General features: G+C 62.2%; 21 protein-coding genes. 16 read left to right on the top strand and 5 right to left on the bottom strand.

Going from position 1 to position 22,553, the window contains the following annotated elements; genetic code table 11:
- Positions 1–275 precede the first annotated feature (275 nt).
- From NDB2M4_RS12680 to NDB2M4_RS12650, 7 genes are all read left to right on the top strand, one after another.
- Positions 276–2,810, top strand: a complete 2,535-nt coding sequence (locus NDB2M4_RS12680) for a hypothetical protein (RefSeq protein ID WP_072375660.1) — start codon at positions 276–278, stop codon at positions 2,808–2,810.
- A 17-nt stretch (positions 2,811–2,827) separates the two neighbouring features.
- Positions 2,828–3,811 carry a hypothetical protein gene (locus tag NDB2M4_RS12675; protein WP_072375658.1) on the top strand — a complete coding sequence of 328 codons (984 nt, stop codon included), beginning with the start codon at positions 2,828–2,830 and terminating at the stop codon, positions 3,809–3,811.
- An 84-nt stretch (positions 3,812–3,895) separates the two neighbouring features.
- A complete protein-coding gene (locus NDB2M4_RS12670; RefSeq protein ID WP_171988095.1) occupies positions 3,896–5,347 on the top strand; it encodes a lyase family protein in 1,452 nt (483 codons plus the stop codon).
- Between the two features lie 188 nt (positions 5,348–5,535).
- Positions 5,536–6,852: a dicarboxylate/amino acid:cation symporter gene (locus NDB2M4_RS12665; protein ID WP_072375654.1), complete on the top strand. Its 1,317-nt coding sequence runs from the start codon at positions 5,536–5,538 to the stop codon at positions 6,850–6,852.
- 167 nt (positions 6,853–7,019) lie between these two features.
- The gene (locus NDB2M4_RS12660; protein ID WP_072375652.1) at positions 7,020–8,042 is read left to right on the top strand and encodes a sulfate ABC transporter substrate-binding protein; all 1,023 of its coding nucleotides are present in this window, start codon (positions 7,020–7,022) and stop codon (positions 8,040–8,042) included.
- 152 nt (positions 8,043–8,194) lie between these two features.
- Positions 8,195–8,749, top strand: coding sequence for an RBBP9/YdeN family alpha/beta hydrolase (locus NDB2M4_RS12655; RefSeq protein ID WP_210186543.1), 555 nt, complete (start codon positions 8,195–8,197; stop codon positions 8,747–8,749).
- Positions 8,750–8,839: 90 nt separating this feature from the next.
- On the top strand, positions 8,840–10,204 hold the full coding sequence (locus tag NDB2M4_RS12650) for a porin (protein ID WP_244536164.1): 1,365 nt from the start codon (positions 8,840–8,842) through the stop codon (positions 10,202–10,204).
- 52 nt (positions 10,205–10,256) lie between these two features.
- On the opposite strand, the gene NDB2M4_RS20010 is transcribed toward NDB2M4_RS12650, so the two are convergent.
- Entirely contained in the window at positions 10,257–10,439 is a 183-nt protein-coding gene (locus tag NDB2M4_RS20010) for a hypothetical protein (protein ID WP_139247252.1), read from the bottom strand.
- A gap of 40 nt (positions 10,440–10,479) precedes the next feature.
- Here NDB2M4_RS20010 and cysT point away from each other — a divergent pair, with 40 nt between their 5' ends.
- The 4 genes from cysT to NDB2M4_RS12630 are packed head-to-tail and all read left to right on the top strand — an operon-like array spanning position 10,480 to position 14,217.
- Positions 10,480–11,319 carry a sulfate ABC transporter permease subunit CysT gene (cysT, locus tag NDB2M4_RS12645; protein ID WP_072375648.1) on the top strand — a complete coding sequence of 280 codons (840 nt, stop codon included), beginning with the start codon at positions 10,480–10,482 and terminating at the stop codon, positions 11,317–11,319.
- Positions 11,316–12,206: a sulfate ABC transporter permease subunit CysW gene (gene cysW / locus NDB2M4_RS12640; protein WP_072375646.1), complete on the top strand. Its 891-nt coding sequence runs from the start codon at positions 11,316–11,318 to the stop codon at positions 12,204–12,206. The genes cysT and cysW overlap by 4 nt, the downstream gene beginning before the upstream one ends.
- Positions 12,203–13,282 (top strand): sulfate/molybdate ABC transporter ATP-binding protein, encoded by a 1,080-nt coding sequence (locus NDB2M4_RS12635; protein ID WP_072375644.1) that lies wholly within the window; start codon positions 12,203–12,205, stop codon positions 13,280–13,282. The genes cysW and NDB2M4_RS12635 overlap by 4 nt, the downstream gene beginning before the upstream one ends.
- Positions 13,279–14,217, top strand: a complete 939-nt coding sequence (locus tag NDB2M4_RS12630) for a CysB family HTH-type transcriptional regulator (RefSeq protein ID WP_072375642.1) — start codon at positions 13,279–13,281, stop codon at positions 14,215–14,217. Before NDB2M4_RS12635 ends, NDB2M4_RS12630 begins: the two co-directional genes overlap by 4 nt.
- A 52-nt stretch (positions 14,218–14,269) precedes the next feature.
- Here the strand turns inward: NDB2M4_RS12630 and NDB2M4_RS12625 are convergent, their stop codons facing one another.
- On the bottom strand, positions 14,270–14,503 hold the full coding sequence (locus NDB2M4_RS12625) for a hypothetical protein (RefSeq protein ID WP_072375640.1): 234 nt from the start codon (positions 14,501–14,503) through the stop codon (positions 14,270–14,272).
- 157 nt (positions 14,504–14,660) lie between these two features.
- On the opposite strand from NDB2M4_RS12625, the gene NDB2M4_RS12620 reads away from it, so the two are divergent.
- Positions 14,661–14,885 (top strand): hypothetical protein, encoded by a 225-nt coding sequence (locus tag NDB2M4_RS12620; protein ID WP_072375638.1) that lies wholly within the window; start codon positions 14,661–14,663, stop codon positions 14,883–14,885.
- Between the two features lie 76 nt (positions 14,886–14,961).
- On the opposite strand, the gene NDB2M4_RS12615 is transcribed toward NDB2M4_RS12620, so the two are convergent.
- On the bottom strand, positions 14,962–16,443 hold the full coding sequence (locus NDB2M4_RS12615; RefSeq protein WP_072375636.1) for a MocR-like pyridoxine biosynthesis transcription factor PdxR: 1,482 nt from the start codon (positions 16,441–16,443) through the stop codon (positions 14,962–14,964).
- Positions 16,444–16,543: 100 nt separating this feature from the next.
- Between NDB2M4_RS12615 and NDB2M4_RS12610 the strand changes: the two genes are divergently transcribed.
- Genes NDB2M4_RS12610 through NDB2M4_RS12595 form a run of 4 tightly spaced genes read left to right on the top strand, consistent with a single transcriptional unit; the run spans position 16,544 to position 20,666 of the window.
- On the top strand, positions 16,544–18,562 hold the full coding sequence (locus NDB2M4_RS12610) for a molybdopterin-containing oxidoreductase family protein (RefSeq protein WP_072375634.1): 2,019 nt from the start codon (positions 16,544–16,546) through the stop codon (positions 18,560–18,562).
- Positions 18,559–19,584 carry an NAD(P)/FAD-dependent oxidoreductase gene (locus NDB2M4_RS12605; protein ID WP_072375632.1) on the top strand — a complete coding sequence of 342 codons (1,026 nt, stop codon included), beginning with the start codon at positions 18,559–18,561 and terminating at the stop codon, positions 19,582–19,584. Before NDB2M4_RS12610 ends, NDB2M4_RS12605 begins: the two co-directional genes overlap by 4 nt.
- 8 nt (positions 19,585–19,592) lie before the next feature.
- Positions 19,593–20,327, top strand: coding sequence for a type 1 glutamine amidotransferase (locus tag NDB2M4_RS12600; protein WP_072375630.1), 735 nt, complete (start codon positions 19,593–19,595; stop codon positions 20,325–20,327).
- A 24-nt stretch (positions 20,328–20,351) separates the two neighbouring features.
- Positions 20,352–20,666, top strand: a complete 315-nt coding sequence (locus NDB2M4_RS12595; protein ID WP_072375628.1) for a 2Fe-2S iron-sulfur cluster-binding protein — start codon at positions 20,352–20,354, stop codon at positions 20,664–20,666.
- 137 nt (positions 20,667–20,803) lie between these two features.
- On the opposite strand, the gene NDB2M4_RS12590 is transcribed toward NDB2M4_RS12595, so the two are convergent.
- Both NDB2M4_RS12590 and NDB2M4_RS12585 read right to left on the bottom strand, forming a co-directional pair.
- A complete protein-coding gene (locus NDB2M4_RS12590; protein WP_072375626.1) occupies positions 20,804–21,577 on the bottom strand; it encodes an ABC transporter ATP-binding protein in 774 nt (257 codons plus the stop codon).
- Positions 21,571–22,551 (bottom strand): FecCD family ABC transporter permease, encoded by a 981-nt coding sequence (locus tag NDB2M4_RS12585; protein WP_072375624.1) that lies wholly within the window; start codon positions 22,549–22,551, stop codon positions 21,571–21,573. The genes NDB2M4_RS12590 and NDB2M4_RS12585 overlap by 7 nt, the downstream gene beginning before the upstream one ends.
- Between the last annotated feature and the right edge of the window lie 2 nt (positions 22,552–22,553).

The raw sequence follows: 22,553 nt of genomic DNA, 5'->3' as shown, positions 1-22,553 counted from the left end.
CGAGACACATTGCGCGATTAACCACACGCGAACACCCATCGATTGCTCAATTTAGATGCACCGGCGCCACATGTGCGCGAAAACGAGCCGAACTGGCGTAGCATCGAGCAGTGCTAGCTTGTTGATTTTATGGGTGTTCCGCTAGGCTACTTGCATATTGCTGATGAGGCCATCCAATCATTCGAATGGTCGCTCCAGCGGGCTTTTCGCATAATTTTTTCAACTAATAAAAGTGGGTTGGAAAGCTTGTTGGAGTGTGCGTTGTGTGTGGTGGTGTGCGTATTCCCCTATGGGGAAATAACCGGCGCTGGTTCTGTGCCCGCAATTTTGCGGGTGGCGTTACTGCAGCTTTCTCCGCATTTCTCCTGCTGACCGCCGCGCCCCAAGGCGCGCGCGCCGCGGGCGACGACGATGCGGAGTCCGCAGCGGACTACGGCGAAGATGGCGGCTCCGATCAGCCCAGCAGTGCGAGCTTGGCGCAAGCCGCCGGCGGAGCGCCCGGAGGCTTCACGGTCGAAGGGCTCGTGCTGTGGCGCAAGGGGCTTGCGAGCGTTCCTTTCACCGAGGTAGGCGACTCTCCGAGTGCGCCGCCCACGCCCGACTCCTACACCAAGTTCAATTCGTCGGAGCTGGAAGGCGACGATTATGCCCCAGGCCTGCGGATGACCTTGCAGGCTGGCGTGTTCGATCAGCCAATCGAGCTTTCCGCGTTCTTCTTGAACCCGATCAGCTTCGAAGCGCAGAAGCTCGGCATGAGCAAGACCGGCGTGACCAATACCGACACGGTGTACGCTAACCTGGCTTCGCAAGACGTCGGCAACCTGCTCAATTCCGACAACATCTATGGTCTCAGCATTCACCACGAGACCAAGCTCTATGGCGCCGAAGCGAACCTCGTCCGGCCGTTCGGGATTCCCGGTCTGAGCGTTGGTGCACGCGGTATCTCGTTCGGTGAAGCTCTCAGCTCGTCGACCATGGACACGATGGCGTCGGTGCCGGGCCTCGGCACCGACAGCGTTCGCGATCACGTCTCGATCCGTACCGACAACCGGCTCGTCGGCGTACAGCTCGGCCTGGAGCACATGTTCGACATCGGCGACTCTCTGCGCATCGGCGGCAGCATCAAGGGCGGGCTCTATAACAACTTCGTCGATCGCAACCGCACGTTCGTCTCCGAGAATGCAACGCATCAGCGCAGCTACGAGACGACGGACCATGAGAACGTCTTCTCGCAGGCAGTCGAGTTCAACCCGCGCGTCGAGTTCAAGCTGGCGGAGGGAACCTATCTTACCGCGTCGGGCCAGTTCCTCTGGATGAACAATGTCAGCACCGCGCTGTCGCACTATGCGACGGTGTCAGATCTCAATGGCGACAAGGACGTGCGCGCCAACGATGACGTTTACTTCTATGGCGGCTCGCTCGGGCTGACGATGCTGCTGGATGAGTCCTCGCCGATCAGCAACTCTCTTCCCGGGTTCGCGTTCGATCCTTCAATCGCCCATGTCACTGACAGCGAAGACATCGACGAACGCGTCGCCATCCTGGAAGAGGAGACGGCGCGCAAAGGTAATAGCAAGGTCTCGCTCACCGTCTCGGGCTGGATCAACCGCATGGTGATGTTCTGGGACGACGGCGCCAAGAAAGACGCCTACATCGTCGACAATGTCGCCTCGCGCAGCCGTATCAATTTCGAAGGATCGGCAAAGATCGCTCGGGGCTGGAGCGCCGGCTATCTGTTGTCCATCGGCCTCGACGACGTAGCATCGAACGACGTCGACCAGCTGACGGCGGATGGAGAAAACCAGATAGAGCTGCGCCACTCAGCGTGGTGGATCCGCAGCAACTCGCTCGGCACGGTCACGGTCGGCCACACCTCGACGGCCACCGACAATATCATTCTGAAGGATGTCGGCGGCATCATGCCAGGCGCGGCGAATATCGCCACGGTGGGTGGCAGCATCATGCTGCGACACGCCGACTGGTACGAACAGGGCAACGGTGGCCTGATCAGATCGTCATCGGGCAGTGTCAATACGACGCTCAACGACATTTCCGGCGGCGGCAGCGTCGACACGTTGCGCCGTGACGCCATTCGCTACGATGCGCCGCGCTGGTCTAGCCGGTTTGGCAACGTCGATGCTTCCGTGGCCTGGGGCGAGGACGACTTTTACGACGCGGCCGTCGAGTATGGCGTCAACTATAACGACTTCAAGTTCCGGTTCGGCGCGGGTTACCTGCGCGATACCACCGAGGGGCGCATCGTCGACGGGCATCCCGAGTATTTCCGCGATCGGCGGGAATACAAAGGATCAGCAAGCATCCTGCACATACCGACTGGCTTGTTCGCGACCGCCGCTTACGTGCACCGCACGTACCACGGGCTCGAAGCTTACGGGACAACCGGCACGCCCGGTGCCGTCTACGGCGAGAACACCACTGGCCTCGTAACGACGCCCGGCACCAATCGTCCTCCGCTCGATTACCTCTACACCGCATTCGGACTCCGGCGTCAGTATTGGGAGATCGGCGATACGTCGGTCTATGGCGAATATGCGCAGGTCGACGATGCGATCACAGGCTTGCGCGAAGCGGATCTGGCAGAAGTCACCGACAGCAGCCTGATGATGCTGGGCGCGGCTGTGAACCAGAAGATCGACAACGCCGGAATGGACGTCTATGCCGGCTTCCGCATCTTCAAGTTCGACACCGAAGGCGTGCAGTACCGTTCGTCGACGGGCGTTACCGGCCCCAGCCCCGTTCCGCTGACCGATCTCTTCATCGGTTACGCCGGCACGCGGATCAAGTTCTGAGCTCGAGGATCAGTGAAATGAAGAGCTTCATCGAAAGCCAAATCCTCCGCCGCCGCAACGCACGACGCGAAGGCGCTGCCGTGATTTCGCACGTAGTTTCCGCTTTGGCGTTTCTCGTGTTGACGGTATCTGCCGCGGCTGCGACCGAGACCCGGTTCGATCCGGCCACGCAAAGGATGCCTGTCGGCGATGGCGCGTTCGACGTCGACAACGTCTCGCGCGGGCCGGTTACAATCTATACCTACCGACCAGCCGGCGTTTCGAGCGACAGTCCGATCTGGGTGATCATGCCGGGTACACGGCGCGATGCGGCGCGCCATCTCGCCTTCGACTACTACGACACGTGGCGCCCGCTGGCCGACAGATATGGCGCCATTCTCCTGGTGCCTGAGTTCACCGCGGAGAAGTGGCCGGGGGCTGCCGCCTATAACCTTGGCAACGTGCGCAGCCGGCGGCTGGAAGCAAAGCCATGGCAGCAGACCAGCTTCTATGTCGTCGAGGAAGCATTCCGCATGGCCGCGCATAGCCTCGGAACGCACCGGCGCAAGTTCAGCATGTTCGGGCATGGCGCCGGTGCGCAGTTCATTCAGCGCTACGTGCTGCACTCGGGTTGCCGCATGATCGACCGGGCGGCAGCCGCAAATCCGGGCTGGTATCTCGTGCCAGACTACGAGTTCCAGTTTCCTTACGGGCTGCGCGGCTCGCCAATTCCGGAGGCTCGGCTACGCAGCGCGTTCGGTTGCAACTTCACCCTGCTGCTCGGCACAGCCGATGTGAACTATGCCGGCATGCGCAATGACACGGGCGCGGTCGCTCAGGGCCGGACGCGCTATGAACGCGGGCTGTTCTACTTCCCGCGCGCGCGCGCCATCGCGGCACGCATGGGTGCGCCGTTCGCCTGGCGGATGAGAAAAGTGGAAGGCGTCGGACACGAGGCTTCGCGCATGGCACCCGCCGGCGCTGCCGTGCTCGCTGGCACCGGGGTCGCAACGTCGGAGTGAATGTGCTCGTGAAAGCTGATCACCGCGGCGTGCGGCGGATACGATGGCGATGATCGGCAAAGCGAGTAGCGTCACGGGGGAATGATGCACTTTGTTCGATATTGCGGCGGTCTCGCGATCGCTATTGCTGTCGCGTTTGCCGGGGGTGCGCTTCCGGCGCACGCAGACAGCGAACCTACCAGCGTCGCCGACGTGTTCGACGATGAGCAGACCAACCAGTATGTGCTCGAGATCGAAGCGGCGATGGCCCGCGCGCAAGCGGCGCATGGCGCCATTCCGCAGGAGGCTGCGGACGCCATCACACGCAAGGCGCACATTCGCTTTGCGACCGCCGCGGACATCGACAAGGAACGCCATCTGGTTCAGCATCGCATGGTGGCGCTGATTAACGTCTGGCGGCGTTCGATAGACCCGGATGCACGCCAGTACGTGCACTACGGTGCGACCACGGTCGATATCTACGACACGGCGATCGTGCTGCAGCTGCGCCGGTCGACGCTTCTGCTGATCGAGCAGTTGCGCGACATCGAGGCGATCCTGATCGACCTGGCGCAGACGCACCAGGGCACCGTGATGGCTGGACGGACGCTGGGCCAGCATGCGCTGCCGATCACCTTCGGCAAGAAGGTGAGTGGCTGGATTGGGGAGAACCGGCGCGACATCGAGCGTATGAAGGCGATCCTCGGCGAGCTGAACCGATCCGCCATCTTGAAAGGCGCGGTCGGCACCTACGCGGGACTCGGTGACAAGGCCATCGCTGTCGAGCGGTCGTTCGCTCAGGAACTCGGCCTTGCGACGCCCTACCCGGACGACTGGCACGGCACGCGCGACGTGTTCGCGTCATATGCCTTGACGCTGGCGCTGGTGAGCAAACTCTATGGCGCGATCGGGCAGGAGCTGTTCCTGTTGCAGATGACCGACATTGGCGAGACGAGCGAGACGCGATCTTCGACGTCGGTCAGCAGCAGCTCGATGGCGCAAAAGGTGAACCCCAGCAAGTCCGAGGTGCTCATTCACGCCTCGCGCACGATTCCGCGGCTCGCGGAGGTGATCCTCGACGATGTTGTCAATTTCTTCGAGCGTGACAGCACGGTTGGTCCCGACTTGGCGCTGAAGGACATCTCGGTGCAAACGGAGAAGACGCTGAAGACCGCGCGCAGCCTTCTCAACAAGTTGCAGGTCAACTCCGACGTGATGGCGGACAACCTCGGCAGGACGAAGGGATTCATCATGGCGCAGCGTGTGGCCTTTGCGCTCGCGCCGCAGATGGGTAAGGACGAAGCCGACGCGCATCTGCACGACGTGATCCATCAGGCGCTGGAAGAGAAGATCGACTTCAGAACGGCACTTCTGAAGGATGCGAAGGTGGCGAAAATGCTGACGCCGAAACAGGTGGACGAACTGCTGGATCCGCGCGGCTACCTCGGCATGGCCCGTGAGGAGGTCGCCGCGGTGATCGCGCAGGCGAAGGAACTTCGCAAGGGCGATCCACAGGTCGAGGGACGTCATGTGCAAACGACGGGCGGCATCCGCTAGTGTGATGATCGAGAAATTCGCCACGCCAAGCGGCTAGGTGATACGCGAATTTCTCAATATGAATCACACTGGAGACTGGCCGCAGGATCGGGCGAGCTTCGTAATCGGGACACTAGCGGTTTCCCACAATTGCCGCGCGTCGGCCGGGCGACTTAGATCGAGAAAAAGTCGCGTTAGGGGGTAACGCCATGCAGTCCGTGGGTACAGCAGGCAAGGAACGCAAGCCTTTCTATCGGCTTCTCTACGTGCAGGTTCTGGTTGCCATCTTGCTCGGCTTCCTGCTCGGTTGGCTGGCCCCAGGGATTGCCGAAAGCGAATGGGTGAAGGCCCTCGGCGACGGCTTCATCAAGCTCATCAAGATGGCGATCGCGCCCATCATTTTCTGCACCGTGGTGTCGGGCATCTCGCACATAGAGGATGCGAGTAAGGTCGGGCGCGTCGGGGTCAAGGCGCTCATCTATTTCGAGATCATATCGACGCTGGCGCTGAGCATCGGCCTCGTCGTCGGACATCTGGTGCGCCCAGGGGAAGGCTTTACCGGATCGGTCGATGCCGCGGCGGTCGCCCAGTACGCCGAGCGCGCGACGCATCAGTCGACCGTGGAATTCATCCTACACATCATACCGAACAGCCTCGTGGGTGCATTTGCCGACGGCAACATCCTGCAGGTGCTGCTGATCTCCATCCTATTCGGCTTTGCGCTGATGGTTCTGGGTGAGCGCGGCCGCACGGTGCGTGCTCTGGTCGACGACATGGGACACGCCTTCTTCGGCGTGATCGCCGTCATCATGAAGGCCGCGCCGCTCGGCGCTTTCGGGGCAATGGCCTATACGATCGGCAAGTACGGTCCTTCGACGCTCGGCAACCTCGCCGGGCTCATTGCCACCTTCTACATCACGTCCGCGCTGTTCATCGTCGTGGTGCTCGGCATCGTCGCACGGCTCGCGGGTTTTTCGCTGTTTCGGTTCCTCGCCTACATCAAGGACGAGCTGCTGCTCGTGCTGGGCACATCATCGTCAGAGAGCGCGCTGCCACAGCTGATGGAGAAGCTGGAGCGGCTCGGCTGCTCGAAGCCGGTTGTGGGACTCGTCGTGCCGACGGGCTATTCGTTCAATCTCGATGGCACCAACATTTATCTGACTCTGGCGACACTTTTCATTGCGCAGGCGCTCGACGTGCATCTATCGCTGCACGACCAGCTGGTGATCATCGGCGTCGCCATGCTGACGTCTAAGGGCGCGAGCGGCGTAACAGGGGCCGGGTTCGTAACTCTAGCGGCGACGCTTGCCGTGGTCAGCCCGGCGCTGGTGCCGGGCATGGCCATCGTGCTGGGTATCGACAAGTTCATGAGCGAGTGCCGGGCGCTGACGAACTTCATCGGCAACGGCGTGGCGACGATCGTCGTGTCGGCGTGGGAGGGTGAGCTCGACCGCTCCGCCCTCACCCAGGGCCTCAACAGCTCGGTGGACACCTCGGATATCGAAGAGGCCGTCACGACAGGCTAAACCGCTGTTCGGCCGAGACTAAGTCGACCCGGCGCCGCCGTCGACGGCTAGCAACACGCAAATTCTGAATAAGCTGCGCAGTTCTTCTTGGTTCGGCGGATAATCCCGCCTCGCTAGTTCTCTTGGCTGGGACCTCGACAGAGGTTGCGGACAGAGAGGATACTGCGATGAAGCTCACTTTCACCAAGCGCCAGGCGCTCGTGCTCGCCCTGGCAGCTGCGGTTTCAGCCGGCGCGCACTCTGCGCAGGCCGGCTCGACGCTGCTGAACGTCTCCTACGATCCCACGCGCGAATTCTATCAGGCCTACAATGCCGCGTTCGCCAAGCATTGGAAGGAGACGACGGGCGAGGACGTGACGCTCAACCAGTCACACGGTGGCTCGGGCAAACAGGCACGCGCCGTGATCGACGGGCTCGAGGCGGACGTGGTGACGCTAGCGCTGGCCGGAGACGTGGACCAGCTGGCGAAGAAGGGCGGGCTCATTCCGGCAGACTGGCAGAAGCGCCTGCCGCAGAACTCGTCGCCCTACACCTCGACCATCGTGTTCCTGGTGCGCAAGGGCAACCCCAAGGCCATCAAGGACTGGTCCGACCTTGCCAAGGACGGCGTCGCCGTAATCACGCCCAACCCGAAGACGTCGGGCGGCGCGCGGTGGAATTATCTTGCCGCCTGGGGCTACGCGCTGAAGCAGCCCGGTGGCAGCGACGACACGGCGAAGGAGCTGGTGGGCAAGATCTATAAGAACACGAAGGTGCTCGACACTGGCGCACGCGGTTCGACGACGACGTTCGTCGAGCGCGGGATCGGCGATGTGTTGATCGCCTGGGAAAACGAGGCGCATCTGGCAATCAAGGAACTTGGCCCCGACAAGTTCGAGATCGTCGTGCCCTCGATTTCGATCCTTGCTGAGCCGCCGGTGACTGTCGTTGACAAGGTCGTCGACAAGCATGGCACGCGCAAGCTGGCCGAGGCTTATCTCAACTACCTCTATTCGCCGGAAGCGCAGGACATCGCAGGCAAGAATTACTATCGTCCGCGCGATCCGAAGGTCGCCGAGAAATACAAGGCCGAGTTTGCGCCGGTGAAGCTCTTCACCATCGACGAGGTGTTCGGCGGCTGGGCCAAGGCTCAGAAGACCCACTTCGATGACGGTGGAATCTTCGACCAGATCTACGCCAGCAAGAGCTGATCCACAGAAGAGGCTTGCGTCGCCGCTTTGCAAGCGACGCGTGCCGTCCCCACCGAAGCTGCTCGCGCGGTGAGGGACGGCACGCTCGACCTCGAGAAGCGATTGCGCGGCAAGTCGATCCGAGGAGGCATACCCTGGACACGGTCCTTATTGTGCCCGGCCTGAATGGCAGTGGTCCCGATCATTGGCAGTCGTGGTTCGAACGTGAAATCCCCGGTGCGGTGCGCGTCATCCAGCGCGATTGGAAAGATGCAAACGTGGTGCACTGGTCGGCGCGCGTCGTTCGCGATTTGAACCGGGTGCCTGGGCAGGTTTTTGTCGTCGCGCACAGTTTCGGCTGCCTGGCCGCAGTGCGCGCATTGGATAACTGGGGTAGCCGAGTGAGCGGTTTGATGCTCGTCGCTCCCGCCGACCCGCAAAAGTTTGGCCCATCCTGCATCGTGCCCGAATCCCCGCTGGGCGTGCCGGCCGTGCTCGTTGCCAGCACCAACGATCCGTGGATGCGTTTTGCCCGCGCCGTAGAACTTGCGAAAGCGTGGGGCGCGCAGCTCGTGAACTTGGGTGCCGTCGGGCACATCAATCCAGCATCCGGCTTCGGGGCATGGCCGCAGGGACTCGCCATGCTGGAGGGGTTGCGCCGCGAGGCCAACACCTGGTCGGAGCGCCGCCCTGCGGAAGATAACTCAATCGAGCTAGGGAGGATCTGAACTCAGTCGAAGTCTGCGTTGTAGTTGCGTCGCGTTTTTTTAGTAGCGTAGGAGTGAGTTATGTACGGGGGAGTACGGTCGAGGACCAACTTGGCGTTGGTCCTCGCAGGGTTGGGCTTGGCGTCGATAGGTGCGCCTGCCGCGTGGGGCGCCGATCTGGGCGGCAATTGCTGCTCTGACCTGGAGGAGCGCATCGCCGAGCTGGAGGCGACGACCGCCCGAAAGGGGAACCGCAAGGTCTCGCTGGAGGTCTCAGGTCAGGTCAACGAGGCGGTGCTGTTCTGGGACGACGGCGCGGAGCGCAATGCGTATGTCGTCACGAACGACAACAGCCGCACACGGTTTCGCTTCAAAGGCAAAGCCAAGATCGACGCCCAGTGGGAGGCCGGTTACCAGATCGAGATCGGCGTGCGCGCCGCAAACTCGAAGCGCTTCACGCAGCTTGATCCCAACGGCGCCGATACCGACGTCGGATTCGATCTGCGCGACAGCTACTGGTACCTGAAGAGCAATCGCCTAGGGCGCTTCTCGCTGGGTTTGCAGGCAACCGCCACGGACACGATCACAGAGATCAACCTGACGCAGACCTCCGTGTTCGCGAAGTATTCGGACGTGGAAGATTCCGGGCTCGGCCTCATCTTGCGGTCCGCCGACAACGGCGATCTTACGGGCAGCGGCATTACGTGGCGGCGTCTCATCGGTGATGGCGGCGATCAGCCAGGCGAAGGCGAGCGGCGCTTCAACGTGGCCAAGTATGTCTCCCCGGATATTTCCGGGTTCAGCGTGTCCGCCGCGTGGGGCGAAGACGATTACTGGGACGTTGCGCTGAACTACGAAGGCGAGATCGGAGCGTTCAAGGTTGCCGCTGGTATCGGTTATGGCGAGATCACCGATGGCGGGCAAACTTCGACGGTTTGCGCGGCCGCCCAGACAACCGGAGATGACACCTCGTGCCATCAGCTCGGCGGTTCGGTGAGCGTCCTGCATCAGCCGACAGGACTGTTCGTCAACGTTGGTGCCGGCCAGAAGGTCGACGACCTGATCGAAGGCACGACGCATTTTGCCGGCACCGGTGTCGATGACGAGCAGAAGTTCTGGGCCGTGCAAGCGGGCATCGAGAAGAAGTTCGTCGATCTCGGCAAGACCACGGTCTACGGCGAGTACTACGACTACGACGGCGGTGGCGCGACGCGGCGCACCGTCGGCGCGGGCGACGCACTCAATCCGACCGGGGCGGGAAGCTGGGCGGTGTGGGGATCGGGCGTCAACGTGATCGGTGCGGGCATCGCGCAGGGCATCGATAAGGCGGGAATGATCCTCTATCTGTCGTATCGCCACGTCGAGGGCGATCTTGCGTTGCGTCAGCTGAGCGGCAGCGTTGCCAGTGGCGCCATTGCAGATGCGTCGCTGGAAGATCTGGACGTTGTCCTGTCGGGTGCGTTGATCAAGTTCTGACGCGAGCGCGTTGGCTGGGGGGATGGGGAGCGGTTCCAGGAGCCTTTTTCTCTTATGTACTCCCCGCCCCGGCCTTAGCAGCAATTGGAATATAGAAAGCAGAACTTCGTGGTTCGCGCATAACCCCAGCGCCGATAGCGTTCGCTCGCCAAGCAAAGGGATTGTTAAACATGCAGACCGATCGAATGCTGTCGTTGACCGGGCTGCTGGTGTCCCTGGCCTTCATCACCTTCATCGTCTTCTCCTAATTCGCAAGTGTCTGCGGGGGACGATTCATGGCCACGCCACGGCGACATCGCGTGCTGCCCGGATTCGGGTTATCGCTCGGGCTCACGATCAGCTATCTATCGTTGATCGTGCTCATTCCACTCGCGGCGGTGTTCGCGAAAAGCGCCGAACTCGACCCCGCGCAATTCTGGCATGTCGTCACGACGCCGCGGGTTGTCGCTTCCTACCGGTTGAGCTTCGGCGCTGCATTGCTGGCGGCGTTCATCAACGTCGTTTTTGGTCTGCCGCTGGCGTGGGCCCTGGTGCGCTATGACTTCCCCGGCAAGCGTATCGTCGATGCGCTCGTCGATTTGCCATTCGCGCTGCCCACGGCGGTCGCGGGCATCGCGCTGACGGCGGTATACGCCGGCAATGGCTGGCTGGGGCAATATCTGGAGCCGCTCGGCATCACGGTGGCCTATACGCCGCTCGGTGTACTGGTGGCGCTCATCTTCATCGGGGTGCCGTTCGTGGTGCGCACGGTGCAGCCTGTGCTCGAGGATCTCGACATCGAATTCGAGGAGGCAGCGGCCTCTTTAGGCGCAACGCGGACCCAAACGATCCGCCGCGTGGTACTGCCGATGCTGACTCCGGCTCTTTTAACCGGTTTTGCGCTCGCCTTCGCACGGGCGGTTGGAGAATACGGATCGGTGATCTTCATCGCCGGCAATCTGCCGATGGTGTCGGAGATTACGCCCCTCATCATCATCACAAAGCTCGAGCAATACGACTATGCCGGAGCAACCGCGGTCGCGGCTGTCATGCTCGTCGTTTCGTTCGTGCTGTTGCTCGTCATCAACGTGCTGCAGGCGTGGATGATGCGTTCAAACGATAAGGCGCACGCATGAGCACTGCATCGTCAACCGCGCCGTGGAACCGTTCGGCGCGCTTTACATCGAATCCGGCTGCGCGTGAGCCCGGCGCCATCAGGTGGCTGGTGATTGGCGTGGCGCTCACCTTCTTCGCCGTCTTCTTGCTGCTGCCGCTGTTGGCCGTGTTCGCCGAAGCGCTGCGCAAAGGGTGGGCGGCATATCTGGCTGCGATATCGGCGCCCGATGCGCTGAGTGCCATGCGGTTGACCCTGCTGGCGGCCGCGGTTGCCGTGCCACTCAATCTGGTGTTCGGCATCGCCGCGGCGTGGGCCATCGCCAAGCACGACTTTCGCGGCAAGAACGTGCTGATCACGCTGATCGATCTGCCGTTCTCGGTATCTCCGGTAATTGCTGGCCTGTGCTACGTGCTGGTGTTCGGCGCGCAAGGGTGGTTCGGCCCATGGCTTGCCGCACACGGCATCAAGATCGTCTTTGCCGTCCCCGGCATCATCCTCGCCACCATCTTCGTGACGGTCCCATTCATTGCGCGCGAGCTCATTCCGCTGATGCAGGCGCAGGGGCGCGACGAGGAAGAGGCTGCCCTGGTTCTGGGGGCGTCCGGCTGGCAGACATTCGCCCGCGTCACCCTGCCTAACGTCAAATGGGGACTGCTTTACGGGGTGATCCTGTGTAACGCCCGCGCCATGGGCGAGTTTGGGGCGGTCTCGGTCGTCTCTGGACACATCCGCGGCCAGACCAACACCATGCCGTTGCAGGTTGAGATCCTTTACAACGAGTACAGCTTTGCGGCGGCCTTTGCCGTAGCGTCGCTGCTCGCCCTTCTGGCCCTGGTGACGTTGGTGGTCAAGACGATCATCGAGTGGCGCGCTGGAGCTGAACTTAGGCCCGACGAGGCACCATGAGCATCGCAGTTCGCAATATCGGCAAGTCCTTTGGCAGCTTCGTTGCCCTCGACAATGTCAGTCTCGAGTTCCCCACCGGAAAGCTGGTGGCGCTGCTCGGGCCATCGGGTTGCGGCAAGACCACGCTGCTTCGCATCATTGCCGGGCTTGAGTATGCTGATCGCGGTGAGGTCATCCTTGACGGAGAGGATGCGTCCGACCGGCATGTGCGCGAGCGGCAGGTTGGGTTCGTGTTCCAGCACTACGCGCTATTCCGGCACATGAGCATCTTTGAGAACGTCGCGTTCGGGTTGCGCGTAAAACCGCGGTCGCAACGTCCTCCAGAAAGGGAAATCCGGCGCAGGGTGATGGAGCTGCTGGAACTCGTGCAGCTCGGCTGGGTCGCTGATCGCTACCCCGCGCAGCTTTCCGGCGGCCAGCGGCAACGCATTGCGCTAGCGCGGGCGCTCGCCGTCGGTCCGCGGGTGTTGCTGCTGGACGAACCATTCGGCGCCCTCGACGCGAAGGTACGCAAAGAGTTGCGCCGCTGGCTGCGCAATCTGCACGATGAACTCCACATTACATCGATCTTCGTGACGCATGATCAAGACGAGGCAATCGAGCTGGCGGACCAGCTGGTGGTGATGCACAAGGGCAAGGTCGAGCAGACCGGCACGCCGCGCGAGGTTTACGCGGCGCCGGCAACGCCGTTCGTCTACGGGTTCCTGGGGGCCGTGAACGAGTTTCGTGGCTCGATCGATGGGGACTACCTGCGCGTTGGCACGAGCGCTCTGCCGATCGTTGGCGGCGACGTCGCTAGGGGTCAGTCCGCCGTCGCCTTCGCCCGGCCACATGAGCTCGAAATCATTACCGACGGCGGTAGTGGACAGGCAGGCATTGGCGCTACCATAAAGCGCATTGTCGATATCGGCTCTATCGCCCGGGTCGAGCTTTCTGGGGCTGCCTGTGAGGAACCACACCTTTACGAGGTGGAGCTACCATCGCAACGGCTTGCCGAGCTTAACCTCGCAGCAGGGCAACCGGTGCGGCTCGTCAGCTCGCGGTTACGCGCATTTGCGCAAGGAGAACGTTCGTGAACTTCCAGCAGCTTCGCATCATCGCCGAGACGGTGAAGCGCAACTTCAACCTGACCGAAGTAGCGAACGCGCTGTTCACCTCCCAGTCCGGCGTCTCCAAGCATATAAAAGACCTTGAGGACGAACTAGGCGTCGAACTGTTCGTGCGTCGCGGCAAGCGTTTGACGGGCTTGACCGACCCCGGCAAGGAGCTGGTAGGCATCGTCCAGCGCATGCTGCTGGATGCCAAGAACATAAAGCGACTGGCGGAGCAGTTTTCGCAGAGCGATTGCGGCGACCTGACTGTCGCTGCCACGCATACCCAGGCGCGCTATGCACTGCCGCCCGCCGTGGTGAAGTTCAGGAAGGAATTTCCGAAGGTGCGTCTGATACTGCATCAGGCGAGCCCGAAAGAAATATTGTCGATGCTGCTGGAGGGCAGCGCGGACATTGGCGTCGCCACCGAGGCGCTCGAAGCAAATCCCGACGTGGTGGCGTTCCCGTTCTACTCCTGGGAGCACGCCGTCATTGTTCCGACGGGGCATGAGCTCGAGCAGGTGAAACCGCTTACGCTTTCCGCGCTCGCCGAGTGGCCGATCATTACGTACGATCAGGGCTTCACCGGACGGCCGCGCATCGACCAGGCCTTCGCGGCGGCCAAGCTGGAGCCCGACATCATCATGACCGCGCTCGATGCGGACGTGATCAAGGCTTACGTCGAGTTGGGGCTAGGCGTCGGCATCGTCGCGTCTATGGCTTATGATGCCAAGCGCGATCCGGGTCTGACGCTGCTCGATGCCAGCGGACTGTTTGCGCGCAACACTTCACGCATCGCGGTGCGTCAGGGCCGGTATCTGCGCGGCTACGCCTATCGCTTCATGGAGCTGTGCGCGCCTGATCTTACCGAGGCGGTCGTACGGTCAAGCATTGCCCCTAAGGGCGACGACGCGGCCTGAGTGTGCCGATGCGTCACTGGCGGCTGCAGTTCACTGGCATAGCCGGACACGCTTAAGTCACCGCGGTATTTCGCGTGCGATCCCGATATAAGCGGGCTGCTGTTGCCTTGATCTGTCCTGGCCCCAGCTGGGCCAGTTCAGTGAGCTGCAATACGATATCAGCGAGCTCCAGCCGCGGCTCCTCGTGTTCAGGCTTCGTGAGTTCGAGCGCCTTGCAGGCGTCGGTAAACGATTTCGTAAGGGTGTCCAGCTCTTCGGGTTCGTAGAACTCTTTGCGCGCGCGCATTTTGCATACTCCAATAGATAAGCATACGCGCCTGGTCATCGGCCTCAATCCGCGAAAGTCCCTGTGTTGGTATAATGTGACATGTCCGGAGAGCCGGTAAGGAACTAACTTGCAGCCAAAGTAGTTCGTTACTCACTCGAGCCGAAAGGAGGTTCCGATGAACGGCTTGACGCGAGAAACGAGGCTACAGATCATGCTGAGTGGCGAGGAACTCGCCGCCCTTGACGACTGGCGGTTTACTCAGCGTATGCCGAGCCGCGCAGCGGCAATCCGTCACCTCCTCCGACTTGGGCTCGAGGCCGCCGTTCGCAGCGATTCCAACCGACCGACGCGCTCGCAAGATTTTGGCGTCGTGCGCGACGCCGACGACGAGCGAAGCTAGCCGCAAGCAACGCCAGGATCCGTAGAACGTGCACGGCATACGGCCCTCCTCGCAGACGTCTAACCGGTGAAGGCGGTCAACCCTGCAATGCCTTGGCGAGCTTGCGCATGGCCTTTTCGGCTTCTCCGGGCGGCAGTGCCGCGAACCCCATCAGCCACCCTTGACGCCCTTTGGATTCGGCATAGAGCCGCCGCAGGGTCGGCAGCTCGATCGCGTGGCGCGCCGCTGCCGAAACCGATGACGCTTCGTTGATCTCGTCGCTGAGCAGTGCCGTCAGGTGGAGTCCGCCGGATGGAAAAATCATCGACGCGAACGGCGACAGGTGTTTTTCGAATGCCTCGGCGAAGGCATCGCGGCGTGCATGGTAGATCTGGCGCATGCGCCGGATGTGCGTTGCGAAATGACCTTCGCGCATGAACTCGGTCAACACGGCTTGGCTGATGATGGCAGTGTGCCCGTCAATAAGCGTGCGCGCCGACACGAACGCCGGCACGAGCGCGGGCGGCAAGACGAGATAGGCGAGGCGCAATCCGGGGAAGAGGACCTTGCTGAAGGTTCCGACATAGAGCACGCGCCCGCTAGGTGCGAGGCTCTGGATGGCAGCGATCGGCCTTCCGTCGTAACGGAACTCACTGTCGTAGTCGTCCTCGATGATCCAGCCCCGGGTGCGCTCGGCCCATCGCACCAAGGCCAGCCGACGCTGCAGCGACAGCGTCGCGCCGAGCGGGTACTGGTGCGACGGTGTGACGTATACGGCGCGAATATCGCTGCCGAGCTTTTCCAGGCGATCGCTCGATATGCCCTCCTCGTCGACCGGGATGCTTTCCAGCCTAAGTGCAGCAGCGCAAAATACCTGCCTTGCACCGTGAAAGCCGGGCTCCTCGAGGCCGACGCGTTCGCCGGGCTCCATCAGCAAGCTCGCTATCAGCCCCAGCGCCTGTTGGGAGCTGTTGAGCACGAGGATCTGATCGGCCGAGCACTCCACGCCACGGTGTGCGCTGAGATATCTGGCGATCTCCTCGCGCAATGGCGGATAGCCCATGGGATCGGCATAGAGCAGCGTTTCGCGTTTGACGCTACGTATGACCTTGGCGTTGAGCTTCAGCCACGCTTCTAATGGGAACGACTGCACGTCCGGCAGCACAACGAAAGGCTTTGGCGATGCATGGTCCGGAACGCCTCCAGAGCGCGCTATCGCCTGCCCGCGCCGCGAAAGTTCGTTGAGCCGCGGTGCAGAACCGGCAACGCTCCGCTGCCCTGTGCCCTTGCGGTTGCCGATGAACCGGTGCTCCGAAGCGGTCACGAAAGTGCCGCTTCCCATGTGCCGCTCGAGAAAGCCCTCCATCTCGAGATGCTGATAGGCGGCCTCGATCGTATCGCGCGCCAAACCGAGATCGGTTGCCATAGTGCGCGTCGAGGGTAAGCGCTCACCTTCCGCCAAATGACCATCGACGATCAGCCGCCGGACCGCGTTCTGCAGCCGGAGTGACAGGGGGACTCTTTGAGTCTGATCCTGCTCGAGCAGGGAGAGCAGGACATTTGCAGCTTTCTTGCGCATCCGAAGTGGTCTGTTCCATCGCCGTATAGTGGCATGTCTCACCCACCACTTTAGCGTTACACAAGACACTTGCCCACCCGCCCTTTGGAGCGCGTTGCGAATGACCAAGGCCCAGATAAGAACGACGTGTCCTCGCGACTGCTATGACGCGTGCGGCATAACCGTTCTCGTCAACGACGGTGTCGTGCGGAAGGTGATCGGCGATCGCATCCACCACGTCAGCCGTGGGGCACTGTGTGGGAAGTGCGCGCTTGCCTACAACGGAGCGTACATCGATCCTGAGCAGCGCCTGACGACGCCGCTGCGTAGAAGCGGTGCGAAGGGGTCGGGTGCGTTCGAGGCGGTTTCCTGGGAGGAGGCTATCGCGGATATCGCTGCGCGGTTCAAAGCCATCCTTACAGCGCGCGGTCCGCACACCATTCTTCATACCCATTACACCGGCACGGTATCGATGCTGGCGGGATGGTTTCCCGTGCGCTTCTTCAATCGCCTCGGCGCCACCGAGGTTGACCCGGACACGGTATGCAATAAGGCCGGGCACGTGGTTCTTGCCGACATGTTCGGAACTTCGCTTACAGGGTTCGATCCCGATCAGCTCCCCAATGCGAAGACGCTGCTGATCTGGGGGGCCAATCCATCGCATAGCGCTCCGCACATGCATGAGCAGTGGGTGCGCTCGTCCAATGCGCGCGTGATCGTCATCGACCCGATTGCGAACGATACGGCGCGCGCCGCGGATATGCATCTACAGTTGCATCCCGGCTCGGACGCAGCGCTGGCCTTCGGGCTGCTGCACGTCATCAAGCATTCCGGCTTGATCGATCGGAGTTTCGTCGGTCGGCATGTCGAGGGGTTTGATGCGGTCGAGGCGGCGGTCGATGCGGCCTCGCCGCAGGTGACAGAAGCCCTCACCGGCGTGCCCGCCGATCTAATAACTGCCGCGGGACGTCAGTTCGCTTGTGGCCCGGCGCTCCTGTGGCTCGGCCAGGGTATGCAGCGGCAGCCATGTGGCGGCAATGCGTTTCGTTCGGCCACGCTGCTGAGCATCGCGACGGGCTATCTCGGCCAGCCGGGCCACGGGTTCTGTTACATGAACGGGCCCGAGACGCGCGGCGTCGACATCACGTTCCTGATGGCGCCCGAGCTGCGCCGTGATAGCGGCTCGTCCATCAGCCACATTGATCTGGCCGATGCGCTGCATGACCGGGAGCGCTCGACCGCGCTGTTTACGTGGAACAACAACATCCTCGCTTCCAGTCCGTCGCAGTCAAAACTGCGGGCGGCGCTCGCGCGCGAAGACCTCTTCACAGTCGTGAGCGACTTGTTCATGACCGATACGGCGGCGTTTGCGGATTACGTGCTGCCCGCATCGAGTTTTCTCGAATTCGACGATCTCGTGCTGCCCTACTTCCACGACACGATCTCCGCCCAGGCGCAGGCCTGCGCACCGTTCGGCCAATCCCTGCCGAACCAGGAAATCTTCAGGAAGCTGGCGACGGCCATGGGGTTCGAGGAACCTGCGCTCTACGAGAGCGATGAGAGCATGCTCCAGAAGCTGCTTGCGCAGACGGATTTCAAAGGCAGCTTCGAGGATCTCAAGGTGCTCGGCACCGTCAGTCTCAATGCGACGCCTCGTGTTCAGTTCGAAGGGCTGAAATTTGCGACGCCGTCGGGCAAGATCGAGGTGCGGAGCAGCCGGCTCGCGGCAGAAGGCCACCCCGAAGCCCCGGTTCCGCATATCGATGCGGCTCCCGCCGCGGGACACTTGCGGGTGCTTTCGCCGGCCTCTGCATGGCTGATGAATTCGAGCTACGGTAACGAGCAGCGGATCCTTCAACGGCTGGGCGAGCCGCAGGTGTTGGTCAACGCGCGCGAACTGGCCTCCCGCGGGATCAAGGACGGAGATGCCGTTCTGCTCAAGAACGAGACGGGCGCGCTACGGCTGAAGGCTGCCGTGTCGGCGAACGTGCCGGACGGAGTGGCTCTTGTTTACAAAGGAAGATGGCCACGCACGTCCGGCGATGCGGCAAACGTCAACGTTCTCAATCCCGGCCTGAGGACGGATATCGCCGATAGCTCGGCGGTGCACGGCGTGACGGCGGAGCTCGTCGCGCTATGAGCCGCCATGCGCAAACCGATGTCGTCATCATCGGCGCGGGCCCGATCGGACTGTCCGCCATCTTCGCCTGCGGGCATCTGGGTATGCGCTGCCATGTGATCGAGGCGTTGAGCGATGTGGGTGGACAATGCACCGCGCTCTATCCCGAGAAGCCGATCTACGACATCCCCGGCTTTCCTGCGATTGCTGCTGGTGAACTCATCGCACGCCTGATGGCGCAGGCCGCACCGTTTGCGCCAACGTTTCATCTTGGCCAGCAAGCCGTGAAGCTGACGCGCGCGGGCGACATCCTGTCGGTTGAAATGTCGAGCGGCTCTACAATCGCTGCGCGGGCGGTGATCATAGCTGCCGGTGGCGGAGCATTCGGACCGAACCGGCCGCCGCTGGCCGGCATCGAGCGGCTCGAAGGGACGAGCGTCCATTATTGGGTGAAGGATACGGCGGCGTTCACGGGAAAGCGGATCGTAATCGCCGGGGGCGGCGACAGCGCCGTCGATTGGGCGATTGCGCTGTCGGAGCATGCACAGAGCATCACTCTCGTTCATAGGCGCGAGAGGTTTCGCTGTGCGCCAGCGTCTTTGCAGAAGCTCGACGAACTGACCCGGCGCGGTCTCATTGCGCTCAAGGTTCCCTACCAGCTTGCCGCGCTCCAAGCCGAGGCGGGAAAGCTAGAGGCGATCGAGATTGGTCACATCGACGGCCAGCGTGAGTGGCTGGAAGCGGAGCATCTCCTCGCCTTCTACGGCATTGCCTCGGACCTTGGGCCGCTGCGCGATTTCGGCGTCGGTTTATCGGAAGAGCAGATCCTGGTCGATCCGGCAACGATGGAGACCAGCGAGAGATCGGTATTTGCAGTCGGCGACATCTCCCTCTACCCCAGCAAGCAAAAGTTGATCGTGACTGGATTTGCAGAAGCCGTTACAGCGGCACGCACCGTTTACGAGCGCATCTTTCCGGACCGCCCATTCCACTTCCAACATTCGACAGATCGCGGCCCGCCGCAGCTTCAACCTGCCCAGTAGAGAGACCGATGAACATCCTCGTACTTCAGCACCTGGCCGTAGAGCATCCCGGGATATTTCGCGATTTTCTCCGTGCCGACGGCATCGCCTGGACGACGGTCGAACTGGACGCCGGCGAAGCCATCCCGGACGTTGGCGCGTTCGATCTCATGCTCGTCATGGGGGGACCGCAGGACGTCTGGCAGGAGAGCGAGCATCCTTGGCTGCGTGAAGAGAAGGCTGCGATACGCCGGTTCGTCGTCGAACTGAAGCGGCCTTACCTCGGCATCTGCCTGGGCCATCAACTGCTGGCGGAGAGCATCGGGGGGCGCGTGGCGCCTGCGGCGTCCGCCGAGGTCGGTTTGATGAGCGTATCGCGCACGGACGAAGGTCTTCGTGACCCGCTGCTGGCTGGATTCGAGGAACCCACGACAGTCCTGCAATGGCACGGTGCCGAGGTGGCCAGCCTGCCTGAAGGCGCCACTGTTCTGGCAAGCTCAGAGGCCTGCCGCGTACAGGCGTTTCGCTGGGGCGCGCACGCGTACGGATTGCAGTTTCATATCGAGGCGACGGCCGACACGGTGGCAGAGTGGGCGGCCATCCCGACCTACGCGGCGTCATTGGAGGCGACACTTGGGGTAGGTGCCGCCGGGCGCCTGAAGAATGACGTGGACGTGCACTTGCCGCAGCTCAATCGGGAGGCGTGCAAGGTCTACACCGGGCTGATGAAGCTGGTGCGAACGCCGTCGTCCGTCGAGACCTGATCTGAGCCAAATGGAGAGCCAAACGTGATTTCGCTGACCGTCCTCGATGCAGATGGCATCTCGCATACGGTAGAGGCGAAGCCGGGACTGACGGTGATGGAGGCTCTGCGCGCTGCGGGACTGCCGCTGAAGGCGGCTTGCGGCGGCTCTCTCGCCTGCGCAACGTGTCATGTCATCATTGCTGAGAAGGACTTTGTGCGCGTCGGGCCGCCGTCCGAAGACGAGGAGGACATGCTCGACCAGGGTTTCGACGTGAACCGCACGTCGCGCCTCGCCTGCCAGATCAAAGTGTCATCGGATATTGATGGACTCTCGATCCGCTTTCCCAGGCAGAGCTAGTCGCCCCAGTTCCGTTCTAAGCGGACGCGATCGGAAACGATCTCGATCTTGGCATGTCCAAAAAAATGAATCGCGCAACAGAGCGGCCGGACTTATGACGGTGCTCCGTTCGGCGAAGACGCCGGGGTTTCTTGTGGTTACCGACGACATGGCCCTTCCCCGCGCAGGAAGCCCGGATTGATGAGCCGAAGCTCTCCCTTCCGGGAGCGAACGAAATTCACACCGAAAGCGTCATCCAGCACTGTGCGCTCGTATACGTCCCGGGCATGCCCGCTCGCCACCACTCTCCCCGCGTCCAGCATGACAATCTGGTCGAAGAAGCGAAACGCCAAATCTATGTCATGCATTACGGTGACGCAGATCCCAGCTTTGCCGCGCTCCGCGATCTTCTGCAGCAGTTCCAGCCGGTAGCCGGGATCAAGGCTAGCCGCAGGTTCGTCGGCAAGGAGTATCGGTGGATCGACGGCGAGCACCATCGACAGCAGCGCACGTGCGCGCTCGCCGCCCGAAAGCGTTGACCAGCGCTGCTCTGCCAGCGCTTCAATGCGATGCGCGGCAAGGATGTCATCTGGGGTGCGTCGACCTTGCGATCCGACGGCACGTTCGCATGAAATCCGAACGAGGTCGCGCAGCTGGATGTCCCAGTGCGGCTCAAACTGCTGGGGCATGTATCCGATCATCGCGGCGCGATGGGCCGCCTGGATGGTGTCGAGCGTGCGTCCGTCGACAATGACGGAGCCGGAAGTGGGCGCGAGTAGCCCGGCGAGCGTCTTAAGGAGCGTCGATTTGCCGGCGCCATTGGGGCCGATGATGGCCGTAGCTCCCGGCGAGGCGAATGCGACGCAGACATCGTCGAGCAGCTTGCGTCCAGCGCGCACGACGGAAATGTGCTCGGCAGCCAAGGTCACCATCTGCGGCTCCGCGCCAGGACGAGCAAGAAAAAGGGTCCACCTGCCAAAGCCGTTATGAGCCCCAAAGGAATTTCCGCAGGCGGCAGGGCGGAGCGTGCGATTGCATCGGCGAGAGTAACGACGCCTGAGCCGATGGCCGCCGAGGCCGGTACTACCAAGCGATGCATCGGTCCGACGCTCCACCGCGCAATGTGCGGCGCGGCAAGGCCGACGAAGCCGATCAATCCGCCAACGGTGACGGATGCCGCCACGGCTGCCGATCCGACAAGAACAGCGAGAACCACGAAGCGGGTGACGCGGAGGCCGTATGCTGCCGCCATCTGCTCGCCAAGACCCAGTTTGTCCAATCCCGGCGCAAGTCTGAAGCACGCGAATATAGCCAGCACAGCGACGACTAGCAGCAGGCCGACGCCATTCCAGCTCGGCGTTTGCATCCCCCCGAGTACCCAGCTCAACACGACCTGAAGGCTGACGGTCTCATCTGAGAGCGCCAGCATGAGGAAGGAACGAAGCGCCGCGAGAACTGCGGCCACCGCGACGCCGGACAGGAGCAGAGTAGGGATATCGAGGCCGCCTGCTGCGCGTGATACGCCCACGACGAGCAGCGTGGCGCCCCAGGCTCCGAGGAATGCGAGCGCGGGAAGCAGCCAAGCTTGCGGCACGCCGATCGGCACCAACAATGCGATGGTGGCACCAAGGGCGGCACCGCCAGCCGAACCTAACAGATAGGGTTCCGCCAACGGATTGCGGAACACGCCTTGGAACACCGTGCCGGCAACGCCGAGCAGTGCGCCCACGAGTGCGGCGGCAACGACGCGCGGGAAGCGCCACTGCAATAGCAACATACTGTGGAGCGAGGAGTCGCCTGACAGCGCGCGTGCAACCGATGCGGGCGACGCCCAAGTATGACCGGCGCAGACGCCGACTAACACGCTGCACAGAACGAACGCCAGCAAGCTGAGCCAAATCCGCATAA

This window comes from Hyphomicrobium sp. NDB2Meth4, from assembly GCF_900117445.1.
Classification (GTDB): domain Bacteria; phylum Pseudomonadota; class Alphaproteobacteria; order Rhizobiales; family Hyphomicrobiaceae; genus Hyphomicrobium_A.
The sequence above is the reverse complement of the archived record's forward strand: the minus strand, read 5'-3'. Positions and strand labels throughout refer to the sequence as shown.